The 21229-nt window shown below is 58.8% G+C and carries 15 protein-coding genes; 12 read left to right on the forward strand and 3 right to left on the reverse strand.

The window, feature by feature from the left end:
- Positions 1 to 87: 87 nt before the first annotated feature.
- A complete protein-coding gene (locus BLQ41_RS07450; protein ID WP_090178988.1) occupies positions 88 to 828 on the reverse strand; it encodes a ComF family protein in 741 nt (246 codons plus the stop codon).
- A 92-nt stretch (positions 829 to 920) separates the two neighbouring features.
- Here BLQ41_RS07450 and bioB point away from each other — a divergent pair, with 92 nt between their 5' ends.
- The 7 genes from bioB (at position 921) to BLQ41_RS07485 (ending at position 8009) form a co-directional block, all read left to right on the forward strand.
- Positions 921 to 1976, forward strand: a complete 1056-nt coding sequence (gene bioB, locus BLQ41_RS07455) for a biotin synthase BioB (RefSeq protein ID WP_090178993.1) — start codon at positions 921 to 923, stop codon at positions 1974 to 1976.
- 156 nt (positions 1977 to 2132) lie between these two features.
- Positions 2133 to 3311, forward strand: a complete 1179-nt coding sequence (gene bioF, locus BLQ41_RS07460; protein WP_090178996.1) for an 8-amino-7-oxononanoate synthase — start codon at positions 2133 to 2135, stop codon at positions 3309 to 3311.
- Positions 3304 to 4035: an alpha/beta fold hydrolase gene (locus BLQ41_RS07465; protein ID WP_090179001.1), complete on the forward strand. Its 732-nt coding sequence runs from the start codon at positions 3304 to 3306 to the stop codon at positions 4033 to 4035. Before bioF ends, BLQ41_RS07465 begins: the two co-directional genes overlap by 8 nt.
- Entirely contained in the window at positions 4028 to 4840 is an 813-nt protein-coding gene (gene bioC / locus BLQ41_RS07470) for a malonyl-ACP O-methyltransferase BioC (RefSeq protein WP_090179005.1), read from the forward strand. The genes BLQ41_RS07465 and bioC overlap by 8 nt, the downstream gene beginning before the upstream one ends.
- Positions 4837 to 5517, forward strand: a complete 681-nt coding sequence (bioD, locus tag BLQ41_RS07475) for a dethiobiotin synthase (protein ID WP_090179008.1) — start codon at positions 4837 to 4839, stop codon at positions 5515 to 5517. Before bioC ends, bioD begins: the two co-directional genes overlap by 4 nt.
- A gap of 111 nt (positions 5518 to 5628) precedes the next feature.
- Positions 5629 to 5925 carry a pyrroloquinoline quinone biosynthesis protein PqqE gene (locus tag BLQ41_RS07480; protein WP_090179011.1) on the forward strand — a complete coding sequence of 99 codons (297 nt, stop codon included), beginning with the start codon at positions 5629 to 5631 and terminating at the stop codon, positions 5923 to 5925.
- A 278-nt stretch (positions 5926 to 6203) separates the two neighbouring features.
- Positions 6204 to 8009, forward strand: coding sequence for a phenylacyl-CoA dehydrogenase (locus BLQ41_RS07485; protein ID WP_090179015.1), 1806 nt, complete (start codon positions 6204 to 6206; stop codon positions 8007 to 8009).
- Positions 8010 to 8087: 78 nt separating this feature from the next.
- On the opposite strand, the gene BLQ41_RS07490 is transcribed toward BLQ41_RS07485, so the two are convergent.
- Positions 8088 to 9869, reverse strand: a complete 1782-nt coding sequence (locus tag BLQ41_RS07490) for a hypothetical protein (protein ID WP_090179016.1) — start codon at positions 9867 to 9869, stop codon at positions 8088 to 8090.
- Between the two features lie 1120 nt (positions 9870 to 10989).
- Here BLQ41_RS07490 and BLQ41_RS07495 point away from each other — a divergent pair.
- From BLQ41_RS07495 to BLQ41_RS07510, 4 genes are all read left to right on the forward strand, one after another.
- Entirely contained in the window at positions 10990 to 13131 is a 2142-nt protein-coding gene (locus tag BLQ41_RS07495) for a cytochrome-c peroxidase (RefSeq protein WP_197678938.1), read from the forward strand.
- 151 nt (positions 13132 to 13282) lie between these two features.
- Positions 13283 to 14572, forward strand: coding sequence for a GGDEF domain-containing protein (locus BLQ41_RS07500; RefSeq protein ID WP_090179019.1), 1290 nt, complete (start codon positions 13283 to 13285; stop codon positions 14570 to 14572).
- Positions 14573 to 14661: 89 nt separating this feature from the next.
- Positions 14662 to 16458 (forward strand): acyl-CoA dehydrogenase C-terminal domain-containing protein, encoded by a 1797-nt coding sequence (locus BLQ41_RS07505; protein WP_090179021.1) that lies wholly within the window; start codon positions 14662 to 14664, stop codon positions 16456 to 16458.
- A gap of 187 nt (positions 16459 to 16645) precedes the next feature.
- Positions 16646 to 18424, forward strand: coding sequence for an acyl-CoA dehydrogenase C-terminal domain-containing protein (locus BLQ41_RS07510; protein WP_090179022.1), 1779 nt, complete (start codon positions 16646 to 16648; stop codon positions 18422 to 18424).
- A gap of 227 nt (positions 18425 to 18651) precedes the next feature.
- On the opposite strand, the gene BLQ41_RS07515 is transcribed toward BLQ41_RS07510, so the two are convergent.
- Positions 18652 to 19581, reverse strand: coding sequence for a LysR family transcriptional regulator (locus tag BLQ41_RS07515; RefSeq protein ID WP_090179025.1), 930 nt, complete (start codon positions 19579 to 19581; stop codon positions 18652 to 18654).
- Between the two features lie 169 nt (positions 19582 to 19750).
- Here BLQ41_RS07515 and BLQ41_RS07520 point away from each other — a divergent pair, with 169 nt between their 5' ends.
- On the forward strand, positions 19751 to 20983 hold the full coding sequence (locus BLQ41_RS07520; RefSeq protein WP_090179029.1) for an aspartate aminotransferase family protein: 1233 nt from the start codon (positions 19751 to 19753) through the stop codon (positions 20981 to 20983).
- Positions 20984 to 21229: the final 246 nt, after the last annotated feature.

Here is a 21229-nt window from a genome sequence, read left to right on the forward strand (position 1 = left end):
GCTTTGGGTCGTGGCAGTGAGAGGACGTTCGCCGCTTGGGTGCCGGGAGTCAAGTCAGAGCGCAATCCTTGTGGGAGTGTTCTGTGCTCAAGTTGCGTCTCCGGGTTTGGGTGTCCGAGCCAGGCAATAGACATCAACCCGTGCCGCGCCGGCGTCCATAAGCAATCGGGCCAGAGCCTGCGCCGTGGCACCGGTGGTCAGTACGTCATCGACCAGTGCCAGATGCCGCCCCTTGATTGACGCATCCGGCACCAAGGCAAAAGCATTGCGCAGGTTCTTTTTGCGAGCGTCGGCAGTCAGGTCCTGTTGTGCACTGGTGTCCTGAGTTCTCAGCAGCAGCCGTTCGTCACACGGTAGGTCAAGGCGGGTGCCTAGCCAGCGGGCGAGCATCGCCGCCTGATTGAAACCACGCTGGCGCAGTCGCTTGGAGGCCAGCGGCACAGGGACCAGGGCATCCGGCCGGTTCAGGTCCTCATCGAAACGATGTTGCAGGAACTGGGCAAGAAGTTCGGCCAGAAGGTGGCCAAATGGCCACTTCGCTGAGTGTTTGAAACGGGTAATCAAGGTGTCCACCGGAAAGCTGTAAGTCCATGGCACGGCGACTTGCTCGAAGGCGGGTGGTTGATTCAGACACTGGCCACAGGTCAGGCCGGCGGAGGGTAACGGCAGCGCGCAGGTTCGGCACTGATCACCCAGCCAGGGCAACTCGGTTTCACAGGCTATGCAGAGGGGCGTGTTCTCATCGGCCTCTTCCGAGCAAAGCAAACAGAATTGTTTGTTTTTTAACCAGATGTAAACCGGTCCTTCGTATCGTGGTTGACAGCGCATCGCTCTTCCTTAAATATGCCGAACATCCGTGTCGCGTCTGTGGGTATTCCATCCCTCAGGCGCTTGCCAAGCATAAAACAAAGGAAGCATCCATGAGCGCCAGCACCACTGCAACCCTGCGTCATGACTGGTCTTTGGCCGAAGTCAAAGCACTCTTCGTCCAGCCATTCAACGACCTGTTGTTCCAGGCGCAGACGGTGCACCGCGCGCACTTCGACGCCAACCGCGTCCAGGTGTCGACGCTGCTGTCGATCAAAACCGGCGCATGCCCGGAAGATTGTAAATATTGCCCACAGTCCGGTCACTACAACACCGGTCTTGAAAAAGAAAAACTGATGGAAGTGCAGAAGGTCCTCGAAGAGGCCGCTCGCGCCAAGGCCATCGGTTCGACCCGTTTCTGCATGGGTGCGGCGTGGAAACACCCGTCGGCCAAAGACATGCCGTACGTGCTGGAGATGGTCAAGGGTGTGAAAGCCATGGGCCTGGAAACCTGCATGACCCTCGGTCGCCTGGATCAGGATCAGACCGCAGCGCTGGCCCAGGCCGGCCTCGATTACTACAACCACAACCTCGACACCTCGCCTGAGTTCTACGGCAGCATCATCACCACCCGCACCTACAGCGAGCGCCTGCAAACTCTGGCCTACGTGCGTGAATCGGGGATGAAGATCTGCTCCGGCGGCATCCTTGGCATGGGCGAGTCGCTTGATGACCGCGCCAACCTGCTGATCCAGCTGGCCAACCTGCCAGAGCATCCGGAGTCGGTGCCGATCAACATGCTGGTGAAAGTCGCGGGTACGCCGCTGGAAAATGCCGACGATATCGACCCGTTCGACTTCATCCGCATGCTCGCTGTTGCACGCATCCTGATGCCGCAATCCCACGTGCGCCTGTCCGCCGGCCGCGAAGCGATGAACGAGCAAATGCAGGCCCTGGCTTTCTTTGCTGGCGCCAACTCGATTTTCTACGGCGACAAACTGCTGACCACTGCCAACCCGCAGGCCGACAAGGACATGCAACTGTTCGGGCGCCTGGGCATCCTGCCGGAAGCGCGCGAAGAGCACGCAGACGAGGTGCATCAGGCTGCGATCGAACAGGCACTGGTTGAGCAGAAGAGCAGCGAGCAGTTCTATAACGCGGCTGTTTGAAGCCTTCCCGACCTTTCTGAACAAATGCAAAACCCTGTGGGAGCGGGCTTGCCCGCGATGACGGCGTCACTATCACCATAAATATCGGCTGATAGATCGCTATCGCGGGCAAGCCCGCTCCCACATTGAGTTTGTGATCTGACCGCCGAGGCCTGCATGTCATTTGATCTCGCCGCACGCCTTGCTGCCCGTCGTGCCGAAAACCTCTATCGCCAGCGCCCGCTGCTCGAAAGCCCTCAAGGCCCGAAAGTGGTGGTCGACGGCCAGCCGTTGCTGGCGTTCTGCAACAACGATTACCTGGGCCTGGCCAATCACCCGCAAGTGATTGAGGCCTGGCGCGCCGGTGCGTCGCGTTGGGGCGTCGGCGGTGGGGCTTCGCATTTGGTCATCGGTCATAGCAGCCCGCATCACGCGCTGGAAGAAGCCTTGGCCGATTTGACCGGTCGACCGCGTGCGCTGCTGTTCACCACCGGGTACATGGCCAATCTCGGTGCGGTCACGGCGTTGGTCGGGCAGGGCGATACGGTGCTGGAAGACCGTCTCAATCATGCGTCTTTGCTCGATGCCGGTTTGTTGTCAGGTGCGCGTTTTAATCGCTATCTGCACAACGATGCCGCGAGCCTGGTCAAACGTCTTGAGAAGGCGACCGGCAATACGCTGGTGGTCACCGACGGCGTGTTCAGCATGGACGGCGATATCGCCGACCTTCCGGCGCTGGCTCGGGAAGCCAAGGCCAAGGGGGCGTGGCTGATGGTCGATGATGCTCACGGGTTTGGCCCGCTGGGCGCCAATGGCGGCGGGATCGTCGAGCATTTCGGTTTGAGCCAGGAAGACGTGCCGGTGCTGGTCGGGACCCTTGGCAAGGCTTTCGGCACGGCCGGGGCGTTTGTCGCCGGCAGCGAAGAGCTGATCGAAAGCCTGATCCAGTTTGCCCGTCCCTACATCTACACCACCAGCCAGCCACCGGCGCTGGCCTGCGCGACGCTCAAGAGTCTCGAGTTGCTGCGCACAGAGCACTGGCGACGCGAGCATCTGAAAACGCTGATCCGTCAGTTCCGCCATGGCGCCGAGCAGATCGGCCTGGAGCTCATGGACAGCTTCACGCCGATCCAGCCGATCATGATCGGCGACGCTGGGCGTGCGGTTCGGTTGTCGCAGATGCTGCGCGAGCGCGGTTTGATGGTGACGGCGATCCGGCCGCCCACCGTGCCTGCCGGCAGTGCCCGTCTTCGTGTGACCCTGACTGCCGCCCACAGCGAGGCGCAGGTGCAGCTATTGTTGAATGGACTGGCCGATTGTTTCCAACAACTTGGACCGGAGCCAAACCATGCGTGATCGACTGATTCTGCTCCCCGGCTGGGGCCTCGGAATTTCTCCGCTGGAGCCGTTGGCGGCAGCGCTGCAAGGGCTGGATGAGCACCTGCGGGTCGAGATCGAGCCATTGCCGGAACTGGAATCGAGCGATCTTGAAGAATGGCTGGATGAACTGGATTCAACGGTGCCGCAGGATACGTGGCTCGGCGGCTGGTCGCTTGGCGGCATGCTCGCGTCCGAGTTGGCGGCGCGCCGTGGCGATCGTTGCTGCGGTTTGCTGACGCTGGCGAGCAACCCTTCTTTTGTCGCCCATGAGCAATGGCCGAGCGCGATGGCCGGCGAGACCTTTGATGCGTTTCTGGCCGGTTGCAAGGCTGATCCGCGCCTGACGTTGAAACGCTTTTCACTGCTTTGCGCTCAGGGCTCGGAAGACCCGCGCGGACTGTCGCGATTGTTGCTCGGTGGTGCGCCGAATACGTCTGCATCGATTCTCATGAGCGGTCTGGAGCTGCTTGCACATCTGGATACGCGCCAGGCGTTGCAGGCGTTCCGCGGCCCACAACTGCATTTGTTCGCCGGCCTCGACGGGTTGGTCCCGGCTGAAGCGGCGGGGGACTTGCTGGCGTTGCTGCCGGATGTCGAAATCGGCCTGATCGAACAGGCCAGCCATGCGTTTCTTCTGGAAGACCCCCACGGCGTGGCCGGGGCGATCCAGGCCTTTTTGCACGAGTCCGGTGATGACTGATTTATCTTTTCCCCATCTGCCCGGCGGCTTGCCCGACAAGCGCCAGGTAGCGGCCTCCTTTTCCCGTGCGGCGGCGAGTTACGACAGCGTGGCTCAACTGCAGCGCGATGTCGGCAACCAATTGTTGAGCCTTTTGCCCGGTGATTTTGTTCCGCGTGTCTGGCTGGATCTGGGCTGCGGCACCGGGTATTTCAGTCGGGCCTTGGGCGAGCGATTTCCCGCGGGTAACGGATTGGCGATGGACATTGCCGAAGGCATGCTCAACCACGCCCGACCATTGGGCGGCGCCAGCCATTTTATCGCCGGCGATGCGGAACGATTGCCGCTGCGCGATTCGACCTGTGACTTGGTCTTCTCCAGCCTTGCGGTGCAGTGGTGTGCGGACTTCGAATCGGTGCTCAGCGAGGCGTTCCGGGTACTCAAACCGGGCGGAATTTTCGCGTTTGCTAGTCTTTGTGTAGGGACGTTGTTCGAGTTGCGGGACAGCTGGCGTGTGGTGGATGGCATGGTGCATGTCAATCGCTTCCGCGAGTTGGAGGTTTATCGACAGCTGTGTGCGGCCAGTGGCCTGAACATTAAAAGTCTGCAGGCCCTTCCTCACGTGTTGTATTACCCGGACGTGCGCAGCCTGACCCATGAGCTCAAGGCATTGGGTGCGCACAACCTGAACCCCGGTCGACCGGGTGGTTTGACCGGTCGGGCGCGTATCCTCGGCTTGATCGAGGCTTATGAGCAGTTTCGTGAGGCCAAAGGACTGCCGGCGACTTATCAGGTGGTCTACGCCGTGTTGGAGAAACCCGTATGAGCGCAGCCTATTTCATCACCGGCACTGACACTGATGTCGGCAAGACCACCGTTGCTGCCGGCTTGTTACATGCTGCGCGGTCGGCGGGCATGAGTACGGCGGCGGGCAAGCCGGTCGCCTCGGGCTGCGACGTGACGCCCAAGGGATTGCGCAACGCCGATGCGCTGGCGCTGCTGGCCGAGTGCTCATTGCCTTTGACTTATGCACAGGTCAATCCGGTGGCATTCGAACCGCCGATCGCTCCGCATCTGGCGGCGCGGGAAGCCGGTGTGGCACTGACGGTGCAATCGCTGTTGACGCCCATGCTCGAGATTCTCGACATGCAGGCCGATTTCACCTTGATCGAAGGCGCTGGCGGCTGGCGCGTGCCGTTGGCGGATCAGGACAATCTGTCCGATCTTGCGAAAGCGCTGGGCCTGCCGGTGATTCTGGTGGTCGGCGTGCGCTTGGGTTGCATCAATCATGCGCTGCTGACGGCCGAAGCGATTGCCCAGGACGGCTTGCAACTGGCAGGTTGGGTGGCGAATATCATCGATCCGAAGACCTCGCGGCTGGAGGAGAACCTTGCGACCCTCGCCGAGCGGATTCCCGCGCCTTGTCTTGGGCGCGTGCCGAAGCTCAAATCGGTCACGGCCGAAGCGGTGGCAGAGCATCTTCAGCTGGATCTGCTGGACTGACGTCGGTTCTCTCTATGACAAGGCACTGTGCCATTAGTGTTTTTGTCGGGTCTTTTGTCAGTGGGTCTGTTTCAATGGCCACTGTTGCTCCTTTGTAGGACGAGGTCCTTTATGGAAATCTCAGGAAACAGCGCTTTTTATGCCGGTCTGAGCACTATTCAGGCAGGGCAGAACCGTGTCGATCAGGCCTCGAGCCAGATCGCCGGCAACACCGTCGAGCGTTCGGTGACCAGTCAGTCTTCCCAGGCTCAGGTCGATCGCCTGCGTTCGGTAGATCGCAGTCAGCAATCGGACCTGGCCAGTAACATGGTCGAGATGGCTCAGGGCAAGTTCCAGGTCGAGGCCGGTGCCAAGGTCGCCAAGGCTTCCGATGAAATGCTCGGAACGTTGATCGATACCTTCGCTTGATCCCTCGCTGAATCCGTCTCTCCAAACGCCGCGACTCTTCGCGGCGTTTTTGTGCGTAAGTCCTTCTCTCTCAACTAATCTTTCCTACACGACGTGTTGCTCGGTCAACAACGGTGCGCGGCTGCGTGCCTGTCATTTGTGAGGCGTGATGACGAACGGCAAAAGATCGGCGCTTGACAAGATTTGGGCGTAAACGTATGTTTCAAACAACTGTTTGACCGTCACAACAAATCAACACGGTCGTTCATTCCCGGTTACATCAGCAGAGGTTTATCGCTATGCCTGACTACAAGGCCCCCTTGCGTGATATTCGCTTCGTTCGTGACGAACTGCTCGGCTACGAAGCGCACTATCAGAGCCTTCCGGCTTGTGCGGACGCAACTCCAGACATGGTTAGCGCCATTCTCGAAGAAGGCGCCAAGTTTTGTGAGCAGGTGCTGGCTCCGCTGAACCGCGTGGGTGACACCGAAGGCTGCACCTGGAGTGAGTCCGGCGTTAAAACCCCGACGGGCTTCAAAGAAGCCTACAAGCAATTCGTTGAGGGCGGCTGGCCAAGCCTGGCTCACGACGTAGAGCACGGCGGCCAAGGCCTGCCGGAATCTCTGGGTCTGGCTGTCAGCGAAATGGTTGGCGAAGCCAACTGGTCGTGGGGCATGTACCCAGGCCTGTCGCATGGCGCGATGAACACCATTTCCGAGCACGGCACGCCTGAGCAGCAAGAGGCTTACCTGACCAAGCTGGTGTCCGGCGAATGGACCGGCACCATGTGCCTGACCGAGCCGCACTGCGGCACTGACCTGGGCATGCTGCGCACCAAGGCTGAACCTCAGGCCGACGGTTCCTACAAAGTCTCCGGCACCAAGATCTTCATCTCGGCCGGTGAACACGACATGGCCGACAACATCGTGCATATCGTGCTGGCACGCCTGCCGGATGCACCGGCTGGCACCAAAGGCATCTCGCTGTTCATCGTTCCCAAGTTCATGCCGAACGCAGACGGTTCGATCGGCGCTCGCAACGCGGTAACCTGCGGTTCCCTGGAACACAAGATGGGCATCCACGGCAACGCGACCTGCGTGATGAACTTCGACGCGGCCACCGGTTTCTTGATCGGCCCGGCGAACAAAGGCCTGAACTGCATGTTCACCTTTATGAACACCGCACGTCTGGGCACCGCGCTGCAAGGTCTGGCTCACGCCGAGATCGGCTTCCAGGGCGGCCTGAAATACGCTCGCGATCGTCTGCAAATGCGCTCCCTGACTGGCCCGAAAGCGCCGGAAAAAGCTGCGGACCCAATCATCGTGCACCCTGATGTACGTCGCATGCTGTTGACCATGAAGGCGTTCGCCGAAGGCAACCGCGCGATGGTTTACTTCACTGCCAAACAAGTCGACATCGTCAAATACGGCGTGGACGAAGAAGAGAAAAAGAAAGCCGACGCACTGTTGGCGTTCATGACGCCAATTGCCAAAGCCTTCATGACTGAAGTCGGCTTCGAATCCGCCAACCACGGCGTGCAAATCTACGGCGGTCACGGTTTCATCGCCGAGTGGGGCATGGAGCAGAACGTTCGCGACAGCCGCATTTCGATGCTGTACGAAGGCACTACCGGTATCCAGGCACTCGACCTGCTGGGCCGTAAAGTGCTGATGACTCAAGGCGAGGCTCTGAAAGGCTTCACCAAGATCGTCCACAAGTTCTGCCAGACCAACGAAGGCAACGAAGCCGTCAAAGAATTCGTCGAGCCATTGGCTGCGCTGAACAAAGAGTGGGGCGAGCTGACCATGAAGGTCGGTATGGCTGCCATGAAAGACCGCGAAGAAGTCGGCGCGGCATCGGTGGACTACCTGATGTACTCCGGTTACGCCTGCCTGGCCTACTTCTGGGCTGACATGGCGCGCCTGGCTGCCGAGAAACTGGCTGCCGGCACTTCCGAAGAGGCGTTCTACACCGCCAAGCTGCAGACTGCGCGCTTCTACTTCCAGCGCATCCTGCCGCGTACCCGCACTCACGTTGCAACCATGCTGTCGGGCGCCAATAACCTGATGGACATGAAAGAAGAAGACTTCGCGCTGGGCTACTAAGCCTTAAGTCAGTCTTTGAAAAAAACCGCCGCTCCTTCGGGAACGGCGGTTTTTTTTTGCGCTGAGGTCACGCCTTGATCACCATGGCGTCGGATCCAGCGGGCCGACGCCAGTCGGGGTGCTCACGCCTTCGCCGTTACGTATGAACGGCAGATGCCAGAAGTCGTTAGGCACCACAGGATCGCCAGGCTTGACGCCTTCCGGAAAGATGAACTCAAACACCGGTGCCACATACTGTCCGGCAATCAGTCCATTGGCGACGGTCAGCCTGCTCGCATTCTGAAGGCAACTGTCCACGGCAGTCTGGGATAAGCTCTGCTGCGGAACGCAAAGTGACCGCGCAACGACGCGCAAGGTACGTGTCGGCTGGCTAAGAAGCCCAGTGGGCGCTTTGGTCGCACGCAATCTGGCGCGTTGTGGCTGAGCACCCGTGTTCTGTGTGGTAATCCCACCCGAGGCTCCCAGGCAAGTGGTCGCAAGGCCCAGCCCAGGGTTGCATTCACCCGTCATCTCATAGGGCGTAATCCAGCGATTGGTTTGTACACCTGTCGATGGATTGACATCTATCAGATAGATGTCAACCGGGGTCTTGATGTCGGTGGTCGAGGCTTCAAGGAAAATCCGGTCCTGCGTCTCTTGGGCTACCCCGTTGATGGCCGTTGCGGCGGGGTCGGCCGTACCGATGCCAAATTCCCCGATAGCCATGTAGCTGGGCTGCGAACCAGGCTGAGTGTAGATCCCGACATTCGCTTCGATCGTGTGTGCAGAGATGAAGTCCGGGGATCCCGCTGTTGCAGACTTGAACAGAGTGCCGGACCAACTGATGAAGTCGCCAACTTCGAAGGGGGCCTGTTGTGTCGGATCGGGGTCCGTCGCCGTGCGTGTAGCATCGCTGAATCTCTTCATGACGTACTGGCTGCAATAGACCTGCCCCACTGCGGGCGCCGAGAGTTCCCCACTGGCTGGAAGCGTGACACCGGCCTGGCTGAAATTGCGGCAGTTGTTGGTCGTGGTCGGGGTGACCACTTTTGGGCGGTTTTTCTGTGGGCAGAGCGCATCGTCCCCGGAAATCGTGCGTGGCACGCACATCGGGTAGCCGGTGGCTGCATGGATGGTCGGGTTGGCATCATCGACGGAGAAGCGTGGGTCGGGGCTTTGGGGACGGCCAAAACGTCCGCTAGGGTCGTTGATCTGAATAATCGTGGGTTGCGTCGGGTTCCCGCTGTCAACTTCAAGGTTGCCGTTGGTGTAGTCGATCCGGGTAATGAATCCGCTTCCCGCGTTGACTGATTGCTGGGAGACAAAGATCAGTCCGGCAATCTGCTTGTTGGAGACGGCATTGCCTACCACATGAATTTCGAACGAGGGGTAGGCCGCCGCTGATTTTCCGAGTGCCAGGGTTCCACCCCTGACGAACTCGGCCCAGGTCAGGGTATTAGCCGGCATCTGTATAACAGTGTTGCAAGGAACCGTTATCGTGACGCCGTTTAATTGGACTGTCCCCCCAAAGCGGCCCGGGGCGCTGGTATTGGGGCAATTCGCGTTGGTGGAGTCCAGCGTCATGTTCTGGATAAAGCCTGTAACGCTGAACCCGTGAATCGCAGTCGGGTTGGTAAAAACCGGGTCGGGCAGTGTGGGTGTCGTGAACGGCGAGGGCACACCAGGGGGCTTGGCAGTCCCGCCGCCACCGCCACCGCCACCGCCAGCTCCGTTTTTGGCAAATGCATCTCCGCCACCACCAATGGTCAGTGCGACAGCGACGGCACTGGCGAACAGTGCTTGGCGACTGAAGAAGCCGTTGAATCGTTTGTGAGGCAGCGGCGGTATGGCGAGCGTTTTTTCGTACAAAGATAAGCTCATGGCTCACTCCAGTATCTTGCAAGACCAAATGCCGGCCAATCGAGCCCTTAGATCTGCAGATGCGCTGAATCCTGCGCAAAAAAACGCAAAGCCGTGAGTGTCGAATTCTGGCTCGATCCAGCGGGATAAGTGCCTGTGTGCGGTCGACACTTGCCGTTCGGATGCTTTCACCTGCGTTGCGTCGGCCGGTTATGGACGCAAACGCGAGAGACATTTCCTTGAGCCTGAAGCGTACAAAGCAGTTGTCGTGCCTGTTTTGAAACAATTAGACACAAATACTCGCCGACACACTAAAAATGCGGGCTGCGCGGCCAAGGATGATGTTGCGCATGACACTATCGAATTACTATCCACCAACATAGGGGGGGATATATACCCATGATTGGGAGTGTGCGAAGTGAGGTTTAGGTATTCGTTGTATCACTTTGGCCCTAGGTACTTAATGAGAAAGGTTGTCTATATTCACTCCGAGCAGAATAATATTTCAAGAAAAACGTATTGGGGTATAAATCATGAAGTTTTGTCGTGATATTAAACAAAAGCCATAGCTCGCGCAGTGCAACTAATGCACTCGCGGAGTATTTAATTCTTATAAAAGGTTATTCCCCTGATAACCAGGCTTGTATACGGTGCGATCAATTAATTTAGTTTCTCTGAATTGTGAATCAGCATTTGCTATGCCAAGCCGTTTAATAAATTTTAAAAAAATATTTACCTTTAAAATCATATAGTTTTGAGTGTCTATGTAACCGGTGTTTGCTTGTATTGGGGGTTCTTACCCAGTAGTGGGGGAAGTTCACCAGATTTGAGGGGCGTTTTGTTTTGTGTGCCAGGAGTGTTTGTAAGGCATCTTTAGTGATTCAGAAAAAATTTTGATTTTTTTTGGTTGAAATCTTTTGTTACAGCTAAAGTTCGGTTAAGCGCACCGTCGGTGTGACAGAGCAGTGTCTTAATCAAGCCTGAGCCAAGAGAGTACTTTGCCAGTTAAGCGTTGCCTTGCCCGAGCCATTTCGAGTGGTGTAACTACTGGTGCAAGCGGCAAGAATTGTGGCGATGAGTTCATCTCGCAACAGGACAATCCCGGAGCCTGGCTACTCCGCACTGAATCGAGAATGTCATGATGTTTAATTACTTGGACCTCTATCGAATCACCCGTTTACCCTGTGCGATGGCGGGCGTTCTACTGACCATCGGTCTACCGGCCGCGAGTGCCTGGGCCGCTGACCCGGTAGCGGTCGATCCGCCTGTACCGGACGTGCCCACTCTGCAATCGCTGCGTGGGATGCTACCGCCCGACCCGTCGGGAACCGAAGGCGGGCGCAAAGTCGACCTCATGACTGACTACGTGCTTAATCGCTCTGCGGCGGTTCTCTTGGGCAAAGCACTGTTCTGGGACATGGAGATCGGCAGTGACGGTTCGACGGCTTGCGCCTCCTGCCACTTCCACGCGGGTGTTGATCACCGCACCACCAACCAGATCAATCCAGGTCAGGCGAACACCAACGCGAACGTCTCGTCGATCTTCAACAAGCCGTTCACCGCCTCGAACATTCCAGGCGACGTGCCAAGCTACACCACCAAATCAGGAGGCAAGGGCGGCCCGAACTACCTGCTGAAGAAAGCTGACTTTCCGACCCATGTGCTGGCTGATCCGATGGATCGCAATTCGGCGATTGTCTATTCGACTGACGATGTGATTGGGTCCCAGGGCGTATTCGACGCCAACTTCGTCAAACCTCATCAGGCTCGTTTCGATAAGTGCATTCAGCAACCGGACGGCATCTTCCAGGTCGGTGGCATCAATGTTCGCCGCAGCACCGGGCGCAACGCACCCACGGTGATCAATGCCGCGTTCAACGTGCGTAATTTTTGGGATGGCCGCGCCAATAACGTCTTCAACGGCTTCTCTCCATTTGGCAATCGTGATCCTGACGCCGGGATTTTTGTGACCAGCGATCGCAGTGGCGTGGCGACCAAAGTCAGGTTGGCGCTCAAGGATGCTTCCGCCGCTTCACAAGCGGTAGGGCCTCCCGGGAGTCCGGTGGAAATGTCCTGCGGCGGTCGTACCTTCGCCGACATTGGCCGGCGCATGCTCGACACCTTGATGCTCAAGCAGCAGCGGATTTCGTCTACCGATTCGGTACTGGGCCCAGTGTCCGGCGCCCGCCGGCCGACCTACCGTGAGCTGATCAAGAACGCGTTCCAGCCGCGCTTGTGGAATGCCACGCAGCAGGTCTCGCTGGGTGGTGCGCCTTACACCCAGATGGAAGCGAATTTCCCGCTGTTCTTCGGGCTGGCGATTCAGCTGTATGAGTCCACGCTGATCTCGGACCAAGCGCCGTTGGATGCCTATTTGCAGGGCGATCATACGGCCATGAACGACCAGCAGGTCCAGGGCATGAATCTGTTCCTGGGCAAGGGCAAGTGCATCAGTTGCCACGGCGGTGCGGAGTTGACCAACGCCGGCAGCCGGTTGCTGTTCCATCCCCGGGAACGGATCGAGCGCATGGTGATGGCCGACAACCTGACCACGCTGTATGACAACGGCTTCTACAACACCGGGGTGCGTCCAACGTCGGAAGACCTGGCGCTCGGTGGCTCGGATGCCTGGGGCAATCCATTGTCCTTCACTCGTGAGTACAACACCGTACTCCAGGGCGGCCAGATCCCTGACCCGCTGGAGGTCGATGTGTGCACCTTCGAAGCGCGTTTGAGCTCGGCGATCCCTTGTGATGCGACGCTCAAGCCGAATGTCGGTTTCCGCGACGCAGTCGATGGCGCCTTCAAGACGCCGACCCTGCGTAACATCGCGTTGACCGGACCGTATTTCCACAACGGCAGTCGCGCAACGCTGCGTCAGGTCATGGAGTTCTACAACCGTGGCGGCGACCGGCGTGGTGAAGATGCCAGCAATACCAGTGGCTTTGACCACCCTGCGGTCAATCAGCACAACGGCTCAAACCTCGACCCGGACATGACGCGGCTGAACCTCACCCCGGATGAAGTGGATGCACTGGTCAAATTCATGGAAGTCGGACTGACCGATCCTCGGGTCGCATGGGAACGGGCGCCGTTTGATCATCCGTCGCTGGTGCTGGCACAGGGCGAAAAGGGTGATGAAAACTCCGTCGGGCAAAAGCCGGCAAGTCCGAAGATCACTACCCGGCAAGCGCAGGATGCCGAAATCCAGCTCAAACCGGTCGGTGCTGAAGGTCGCCCAAGTCTGGAGGGGCCGCTGCAACCGTTCAACAACGACCTGTAATCCTGATTCCCTTTGCGTCACTGGCGGTTGATGGACGCCAGTGACGCCCTTTTGTAAATACCGCAGTATTTCACTCAGCATATCGGGGGTTCTGCCGTTACAGTACGTGGGCACAATGCCATCTATTGCTATGACGGTCGGAGTTTTACCCTTGCCGCGTTCTTCTGCTGTACGTTTCAGCCATTTCCTGCCGTCGTTACTGCTATTGCTTGCGGGGCTGGCGGCTGCCTACGTCAAGGATCTCAACGTCTTCTTCACCTCGCTGTTCAACGTGCTGCCAACGTTGGTGCTGTTGCTCGGCGGTGCGTATTGCGCGGTTTACCGACGTCAGCGAGAGCTGTTTCTGATGGTCACGGTGTACATCGCCTACTTCCTGCTCGATACGCAGACCGACTATTACCGCGACAACGGCAAAGTCCGTGATGACGCCGCGGTGGTGTTTCACCTGTGTTGCCTGTTGTTGCCGTTGATGTTCGGTGTGTTCGGTGCCTGGCAGGAACGCACCCACTTGTTTCAGGACATGGTGGCGCGCTTCGCTGTCTTGCTGGCCGTCGGCAGTATCGCGTTGGGCCTGGAGCAAAGTTACCCACAGGCTCTGTTGCTGTGGCTGTCGGAAATTCGCTGGCCAGCCCTGCATGGTGCGTGGATGAGCCTGATCCAGCTGTCCTATCCGGTGTTCATCGCATCGTTCCTGCTGCTGAGCTGGCAATACTGGCGCAACCCGAGACCCTTGCACGCCGCGCAATTGGTGGGTTTGCTGGGGTTGTTCTGGGCGCTGCCGAAAACGTTCATCCTGCCATTCACCCTGAACATCATGTGCAGTCAGGTGATGCTGATGATTGCGGCGGCGGTCGCCCACGAGGCCTACCAAATGGCCTTTCGCGATGAACTGACCGGTTTGCCGGGGCGTCGAGCCTTGAACGAGCGGATGCAGCGGTTGGGGCGCAATTATGTGCTGGCCATGAGCGACGTCGATCACTTCAAGAAATTCAACGACACCCACGGTCACGACGTCGGCGACCAGGTATTGCGACTTGTCGCCAGCAAGCTGTCGAAAATCGGCGGGGGCGGTAGGGCGTATCGCTACGGCGGTGAGGAATTTGCGCTGGTGTTCGCGGGCAAGACGCTTGAAGAGTGCATGCCGCACCTGGAAGTCATTCGCGAATCCATCGCCACCTACAACATTCAGCTGCGCAACCAGGACAGTCGTCCTCAGGACGATCAGCAAGGTCGTCAGCGGCGCGCGGGGCCGGGTGCTGCCAGTGTTTCGGTCACCGTCAGCATTGGCGTCGCCGAACGAGTGGATCAGCGCACCCCTGAAAAAGTGCTCAAGTCCGCGGATGAGGCGCTCTACAGCGCCAAGGGCGCCGGGCGAAATTGTGTGGTGGCGTTCGGTCAGAGCCGCCGTGGCGCGGTACGCATGGACACCGCTGCGGGTTGAGTGATGATGGCGCATTCAGCGTCTGGACTGTGATTGTGAGGCGTGGTGGGCGGCAGTAGGTTTGAACGATCTGCTGACGGAGAACGACCATGCCCGAGTACAAAGCCCCCTTGCGCGACATGCGCTTTCTGATCGACCACGTCTTCGACTTTCACGCCAACTACGCAGCGCTGGGCGCGACCGACGCCAGCCCGGACATGGTCAATGCGATCCTTGAAGAAGGCGCGAAGTTTTGCGAGAACGTTCTTGCGCCGCTCAATCGCAGCGGCGACGAAGAAGGCTGCCATTTCGACAATGGCGTGGTGACGACGCCTACAGGCTTCAAGCAGGCATTCGCACAGTACGTTGAAGGCGGCTGGCATGGTCTGGCGGCAGATCCTGCGTATGGCGGCCAGGGGCTGCCGAGTTCGCTGGGGCTGGTTATCAGCGAGATGGTCGGCTCCAGCAACACCTCCTGGGGCATGTACCCCGGCCTGACCCACGGCGCGATGTCAGCCATCCACGCCCACGGCACCGAAGAACAGAAAAGCACCTATCTGAGCAAACTCACCGCAGGCCAATGGACCGGCACCATGTGCCTGACCGAAGCCCACTGCGGCACCGACCTGGGCATCATCAAGACCCGGGCGGTGCCCGCGGCCGACGGCAGCTATGCGATCTCGGGCAGCAAGATTTTCATCTCTGCCGGCGAACACGATATGAGCGACAACATCATTCACCTGGTGTTGGCGAAACTGCCGGACGCTCCGGCGGGTACCAAGGGTATTTCGTTGTTTATCGTTCCCAAATTCCTGCCCGATGCCGAGGGTGAAGCGGGCGAGCGCAATGGTGTTTCCTGCGGGTCCATCGAGCACAAAATGGGCATCAAGGCGTCGGCCACGTGCGTGCTGAACTTCGATGAGGCCAAGGGCTTCCTGATCGGTGAGCCGAACAAAGGCCTGAATTGCATGTTCACTATGATGAACCATGCGCGTCTTGGCACCGGGATGCAGGGCTTGTGTCTGGGCGAGGCTAGCTTCCAGGGGGCGATCAAGTACGCCAATGATCGCCTGCAAATGCGTTCGCTCACCGGCCCGAAAGCACCCGAAAAAGCCGCCGACCCGATCATCGTTCATCCCGATGTGCGGCGGATGTTGCTGACCATGAAAGCCTTCAACGAAGGCAACCGCGCACTGACGTACTTCACCGCGCAACTGCTGGACGCGGCGCATCTGAGCCCGGACGAATCCGCACGCCAGGATGCCGAAGACCTGCTGGCGTTCCTCACGCCCATCTGCAAAGCGTTCATGACCGACACGGGGCTGGAGGTGACCAACCACGGCATGCAAGTGTTCGGCGGTCACGGCTTCATTCGCGAATGGGGCATGGAGCAATTGGTTCGCGACTGCCGGATTGCGCCGATCTATGAAGGCACCAACGGCATTCAGGCGCTGGATTTGCTCGGGCGCAAAGTGCTTGGCAGCCAGGGCAAACTGCTGCGCGGCTTCACCAAAATCGTCCACAAGTTCTGCGCAGCGAACGCTGAGCATCCGCAACTGGCCCGCTATGTGGCACAGCTCAACGAGCTGAACCAGCAGTGGGGCGAGTTGACCACCAAGGTCGGCATGGCCGCGATGAAAAACCCGGACGAAGTCGGTGCTGCATCGGTGGATTACCTGATGTACAGCGGTTACATCATCCTCGGCTATCTGTGGCTGCGCATGGCGCTGGTGGCCCAGGCCCAACTCAATGCTGGCAGCGGCGATGCCGATTACTGCAAGGGCAAACTGGCGACCAGCGAGTTTTACTTCAAGCGATTGCTGCCGCGCACCGCCGCTCATCGCGCAGCCATTGAGGCGGGCAGTGATTGCCTGATGAAGCTGCCGGCGGAGTTGTTTGCGCTTTAATCTTTAAAACCAGTGACAAAGGAGCCCGCGCTATTGCGGGCTTTTTTATGACTGTTTAGTCAGTGACTAAACATTACAAAATGGTCACTGCCTGACCCTATGTGTCGCAAAAGTTGTTGGGGTACACTCGGACCCAACGAAAGCACTATTCCTACGAATCACCTGTAAAGATCTTGCGAGGTTTGCCATGGCTGACTACAAAGCGCCCCTGCGCGATATGCGCTTCGTCCTCAATGAAGTATTCGAGGTCGCCAAACTCTGGGCCGAACTGCCTGCGCTGGCCGATACCGTCGATGCGGAAACCGTCGAGGCCATTCTCGAAGAAGCCGGCAAAGTCACCAGCAAAAGCATCGCGCCGCTGAGCCGTGCGGCTGACGAAGAAGGTTGCCATTGGGCGGATGGTGCCGTCACCACGCCGGCAGGTTTCCCACAGGCTTATCAGACTTACGCTGAAGGCGGCTGGGTCGGTGTCGGTGGCGATCCGACCTACGGCGGCATGGGCATGCCCAAGGCGGTTTCGGCGCAAGTCGAAGAGATGGTCAACTCCGCGAGCCTGTCGTTCGGTCTGTACCCGATGTTGACCGCCGGCGCCTGCCTGTCGATCAACGCCCACGCCAGCGACGAGCTGAAAGCCGCTTACCTGCCGAACATGTACGCGGGCGTCTGGGCCGGTTCCATGTGCCTGACCGAGCCGCACGCAGGCACGGACCTTGGGATCATTCGCACCAAGGCCGAACCTCAGGCCGACGGTTCCTACAAAGTCAGCGGCACCAAGATCTTCATCACCGGCGGTGAACACGACCTGACCGAAAACATCATCCACCTGGTACTGGCCAAGCTGCCGGATGCACCGGCGGGGCCGAAAGGCATTTCGCTGTTCCTGGTGCCGAAGTTCATGGTCAATGCCGATGGCAGCCTGGGTGCGCGCAACCCGGCGAACTGCGGTTCGATTGAACACAAGATGGGCATCCAGGCGTCTGCGACCTGTGTAATGAACTTCGACGAAGCTGTGGGTTATCTGGTCGGTGAGCCGAACAAAGGCCTGGCGGCCATGTTCACCATGATGAACTACGAACGTCTGGGCGTCGGTATCCAGGGCCTGGCCACCGGCGAGCGTTCCTACCAGAACGCCATCGAGTACGCCCGCGACCGTCTGCAAAGCCGTTCGCCAACCGGCGCGCAGAACAAAGACAAAGTCGCTGACCCGATCATCGTCCACCCGGACGTGCGTCGTATGCTGCTAACCATGAAAGCCTCGAACGAAGGCGGCCGTGCATTCTCGACTTACGTGGCGATGCAACTGGACACCGCCAAGTTCAGCGAAGACGCGACCACCCGCAAGCGTGCGGAAGACCTGGTGGCATTGCTGACCCCGGTGGCCAAGGCGTTCCTCACCGATCTGGGCCTGGAAACCACGGTTCATGGCCAACAGATCTTCGGCGGCCACGGTTACATCCGCGAATGGGGTCAGGAGCAACTGGTGCGCGACGTGCGTATCACCCAGATCTACGAAGGCACCAACGGTATTCAGGCGCTGGACCTCGTCGGACGCAAGATCGTCGGCACCGGCGGTGCGTTCTACAACCTGTTTGCCGACGAGATTCGTCATTTCACTGCCACGGCCAGCGCTGACTTGGCGGAGTTCACCAAGCCGCTGAACGATGCCGTGACCACCCTCGATGAACTGACCGCCTGGCTGCTGGACCGCGCGAAAAGCAACCCGAACGAAATCGGCGCTGCGTCGGTCGAGTATCTGCAAACCTTCGGTTATGTAGCCTACGCGTACATGTGGGCATTGATGGCCAAGGCCGCCTTGGGCAAAGAAGCGCAGGACGATTTCTACGCGAGCAAATTGGGCACGGCGCGGTTCTACTTCGCCCGCCTGCTGCCGCGCATTCACTCGTTGAGCGCGTCGGTGAAGGCCGGCAGCGAATCGCTGTTCCTGCTGGATGCCGCACAATTCTGACAATGTAGCGTCATGTAAGCATTCTCTTACATGACGTACTGCTGTTTTCCCATATGCGAAGATTGGATCCAGAGCTAATCTACTTCACATGGACGTCGCGCAGGAAGCGCAAAGCAACAACACGGACACGTAGGATTCTGCCAGGACGGCGGAGTGAAATGGATGTCAGGGAAACAGTCTGCAAAGCCCCGCTTCGGCGGGGTTTTCTTTTGCCTGCAGAAAAGTATTCAGCTCAGTGCGTCGAGGGTTGGTGCGCTGTTCAAGCGGTCATCCGGCCCATTCATGACTTCCTCCAGCAATGTTCGCAATAAGGCCAGCGAGGCCTGTTGCCGCTGCACATCCCGGCACACCAATCCGACTTTTAGCGGCACCCGCGGCTCGGTCAGCGGCTTCCAAAGCAGTTCATTATTGTCGAGCGCCTTTTGCGAGCGCCCCGGCAGGACCGTTGCCAGCCGCGTGTGGGGCAAGCTGTCGAGAATCCCCGCCATATTATTCAACTCCGCCTGCACCTGCGGACGCCGTCCCAGATTGGCCAGTTGTGTCTGCCAGATCTGCCGTATCTGAAACTCTTCACCCAGCAACAGCATCGGCAACTCGGCGGCCTGACTCATCGAGACTTTCTTGAATTCACGCAACGGGTGGTCCGCCGGGATGACCAGCGTCAGTTCATCCTCGTACAGCATCACGCCATGCAGACCCGGCTGACGGGGCGGCAGGTAGCTGATACCGATATCGAGTGAGCCATTGAGCAGCCGGCGTTCGATCTCCAGACCGGTCAATTCATAAATCTGCACCACCAGGTGCGGCTGCGCTTTGCGCACGCGCTCCAGCATCTGCGGCACCAGACTGCTGTGAACCGTTTGCAGCACGCCGATGGCCAACGTGCGCAACGCCTGGCCCTTGAAATTGCCCAACGCCTCGCGCGCCCTTTGCAAGCCATCGAGCAAGGGCAGGGCGTGGTTGTACAACGTGTGTGCGGCCAACGTGGGCAACAGGCGTTTGCTGCTGCGCTCGAACAGGCTCACATCGAGGTTTTGTTCCAGATGACGGATCTGCTGGGACAGTGCCGGCTGGGAAATGGAAAGTCGCTCGGCCGCCCGGCCCACGTGGCCTTCTTCGTAGACCGCGACGAAATAACGCAGTTGCTTGAAATCCATAAGGTGCGCTTATCGAAAATGCTGGGAAATCGAAATGGCTCAACGCCTTGTCTGGGCCTAGTCTAACCGCATTCACAAGGCTTACAGGGCCATAGAACGCGATGAATACCGTTTCCCTCGATGGTGTTTGCATAGGTAAGACAAAAAACCTCCCGCGAGGCTTTTTTGCATGAATTTGTTCAGTTTGCGGCGCACTCCGCCGAGTCTTGATGACCTGGCCGTCGACACTTTCCGGCCATCGCGTAGCGACAACCTTTCCAGTGAGTTCCTGATGCCCAGTGTCGAACGGCCCAGCCAGATTTTCGTCCGTGGCCAGGGCTCGTGGTTGTGGGATAGCGATGACCGCGCGTACCTGGATTTTTCACAGGGCGGCGGCGCCAATAGCCTGGGACACAGCCCGTCGGTGCTGGTCAACGCAATTTCGGAGCAGGCCCGATCGCTGATCAATCCGGGATTCGGCTTGCATAACCGCGGCATGCTCAGCCTTGCCGAGCAACTCTGCGCCCGTACCGGCAGTGATCAGGCCTACCTGCTCAACAGCGGCAGCGAGGCGTGTGAAGCAGCGATTCAACTTGCACGTAAATGGGGTCAACGTCATCGCGGTGGGGCTTCTCGGATTATTGTTGCCACTAATGGCCAGCGTCCGGGGATGACTTCCACTGGAGACTTTCACCACGTTCCTTTCAATGACCTTATGGCGATGCACGCGGCGGTCGATGCCCGGACCGTGGCGATCATGCTCGAACCGATCCAGAGCGAAGCCGGAGTGATTGCAGCCACCGAGTCTTACCTCAAAGGTGTCGAACGCCTATGCCGGGAGCTTGGGATTCTGTTGATCCTCGACGAAGTACAAACCGGCATAGGCCGCTGCGGCACCTTGCTTGCCGAAGAGTCCTACGGCGTTCGGGCAGACATCGTCGTCCTCGGTGGCGGGCTCGGTGGTGGCGTGCCATTGGCCGCGTTGTTGGCGCGAGGCAAGGCGTGCTGTTTGGACATTGGTGACTTGGCCGGCACCCACCATGGCAACGCACTGATGACGGTCGCCGGGCTGGTGGTCCTCGACAGCGTGCAAGACCAGGGCTTTCTCGATCATGTCGGGCAAACCGGCCAGCACCTGCGCGAAGGCCTGCAGCGTTTGTCCCATCGCTATGGTCACGGCGAGTTACGGGGCCAAGGATTACTTTGGGGGCTAAGCCTGTCCGATGATTCGGCTGATGCCGTCGTCAAGTCAGCGTTGTACGAAGGCTTGTTGCTCGACGCCCCACAACCTGACTGCCTGCGCTTTACCCCGGCCCTCACCGTCAGCAAAGCCAACATCGACGAGATGCTCCTGCGACTGGCCCGCGCCTTCTCCCGAGTGCGCACTGCGCAACTGCAATGCCGCAAAGGGATCGCAGTCTGATCAGACCCGACCTACACGAATTCCCGAACCGTCTCGCGGTAATAACGCATCGCCCCACGTTGGATCTTTTCGCGTGGGGCGTTTTTTTGTCTCTGCGTTTTGCCAAATGGATTCAGTACTTGAGCGTGAGCAGGATCGATGGCTTTTTAAAAGGACCAGCAAGGACTGCTGGTGCCAGTGAAACAACCTTATTGAAGAACTGGTTTTGAAATCTATACCACTGAGTGGTATGTTTTTTGGAAGGGA

This window comes from Pseudomonas arsenicoxydans (genome assembly GCF_900103875.1).
In the GTDB taxonomy this organism is placed as follows: Bacteria; Pseudomonadota; Gammaproteobacteria; order Pseudomonadales; family Pseudomonadaceae; genus Aquipseudomonas; species Aquipseudomonas arsenicoxydans.

Excerpts from the sequence above, each read along its gene's own strand:
- BLQ41_RS07515 (WP_090179025.1), bottom strand. The coding sequence starts at position 19,581 with ATGGATTTCAAGCAACTGCGTTATTTCGTCGCGGTCTACGAAGAAGGC.
- BLQ41_RS07480 (WP_090179011.1), top strand. The coding sequence starts at position 5,629 with ATGGAAATCTCAGGAAACAGCGCTTTTTATGCCGGTCTGAGCACTATT.
- BLQ41_RS07520 (WP_090179029.1), top strand. The coding sequence starts at position 19,751 with ATGAATTTGTTCAGTTTGCGGCGCACTCCGCCGAGTCTTGATGACCTG.
- bioF (WP_090178996.1), top strand. The coding sequence starts at position 2,133 with ATGTCATTTGATCTCGCCGCACGCCTTGCTGCCCGTCGTGCCGAAAAC.
- BLQ41_RS07490 (WP_090179016.1), bottom strand. The coding sequence starts at position 9,869 with ATGAGCTTATCTTTGTACGAAAAAACGCTCGCCATACCGCCGCTGCCT.
- bioB (WP_090178993.1), top strand. The coding sequence starts at position 921 with ATGAGCGCCAGCACCACTGCAACCCTGCGTCATGACTGGTCTTTGGCC.
- bioC (WP_090179005.1), top strand. The coding sequence starts at position 4,028 with ATGACTGATTTATCTTTTCCCCATCTGCCCGGCGGCTTGCCCGACAAG.
- BLQ41_RS07495 (WP_197678938.1), top strand. The coding sequence starts at position 10,990 with ATGTTTAATTACTTGGACCTCTATCGAATCACCCGTTTACCCTGTGCG.
- BLQ41_RS07510 (WP_090179022.1), top strand. The coding sequence starts at position 16,646 with ATGGCTGACTACAAAGCGCCCCTGCGCGATATGCGCTTCGTCCTCAAT.
- BLQ41_RS07450 (WP_090178988.1), bottom strand. The coding sequence starts at position 828 with ATGCGCTGTCAACCACGATACGAAGGACCGGTTTACATCTGGTTAAAA.
- BLQ41_RS07505 (WP_090179021.1), top strand. The coding sequence starts at position 14,662 with ATGCCCGAGTACAAAGCCCCCTTGCGCGACATGCGCTTTCTGATCGAC.
- BLQ41_RS07485 (WP_090179015.1), top strand. The coding sequence starts at position 6,204 with ATGCCTGACTACAAGGCCCCCTTGCGTGATATTCGCTTCGTTCGTGAC.
- BLQ41_RS07465 (WP_090179001.1), top strand. The coding sequence starts at position 3,304 with ATGCGTGATCGACTGATTCTGCTCCCCGGCTGGGGCCTCGGAATTTCT.
- bioD (WP_090179008.1), top strand. The coding sequence starts at position 4,837 with ATGAGCGCAGCCTATTTCATCACCGGCACTGACACTGATGTCGGCAAG.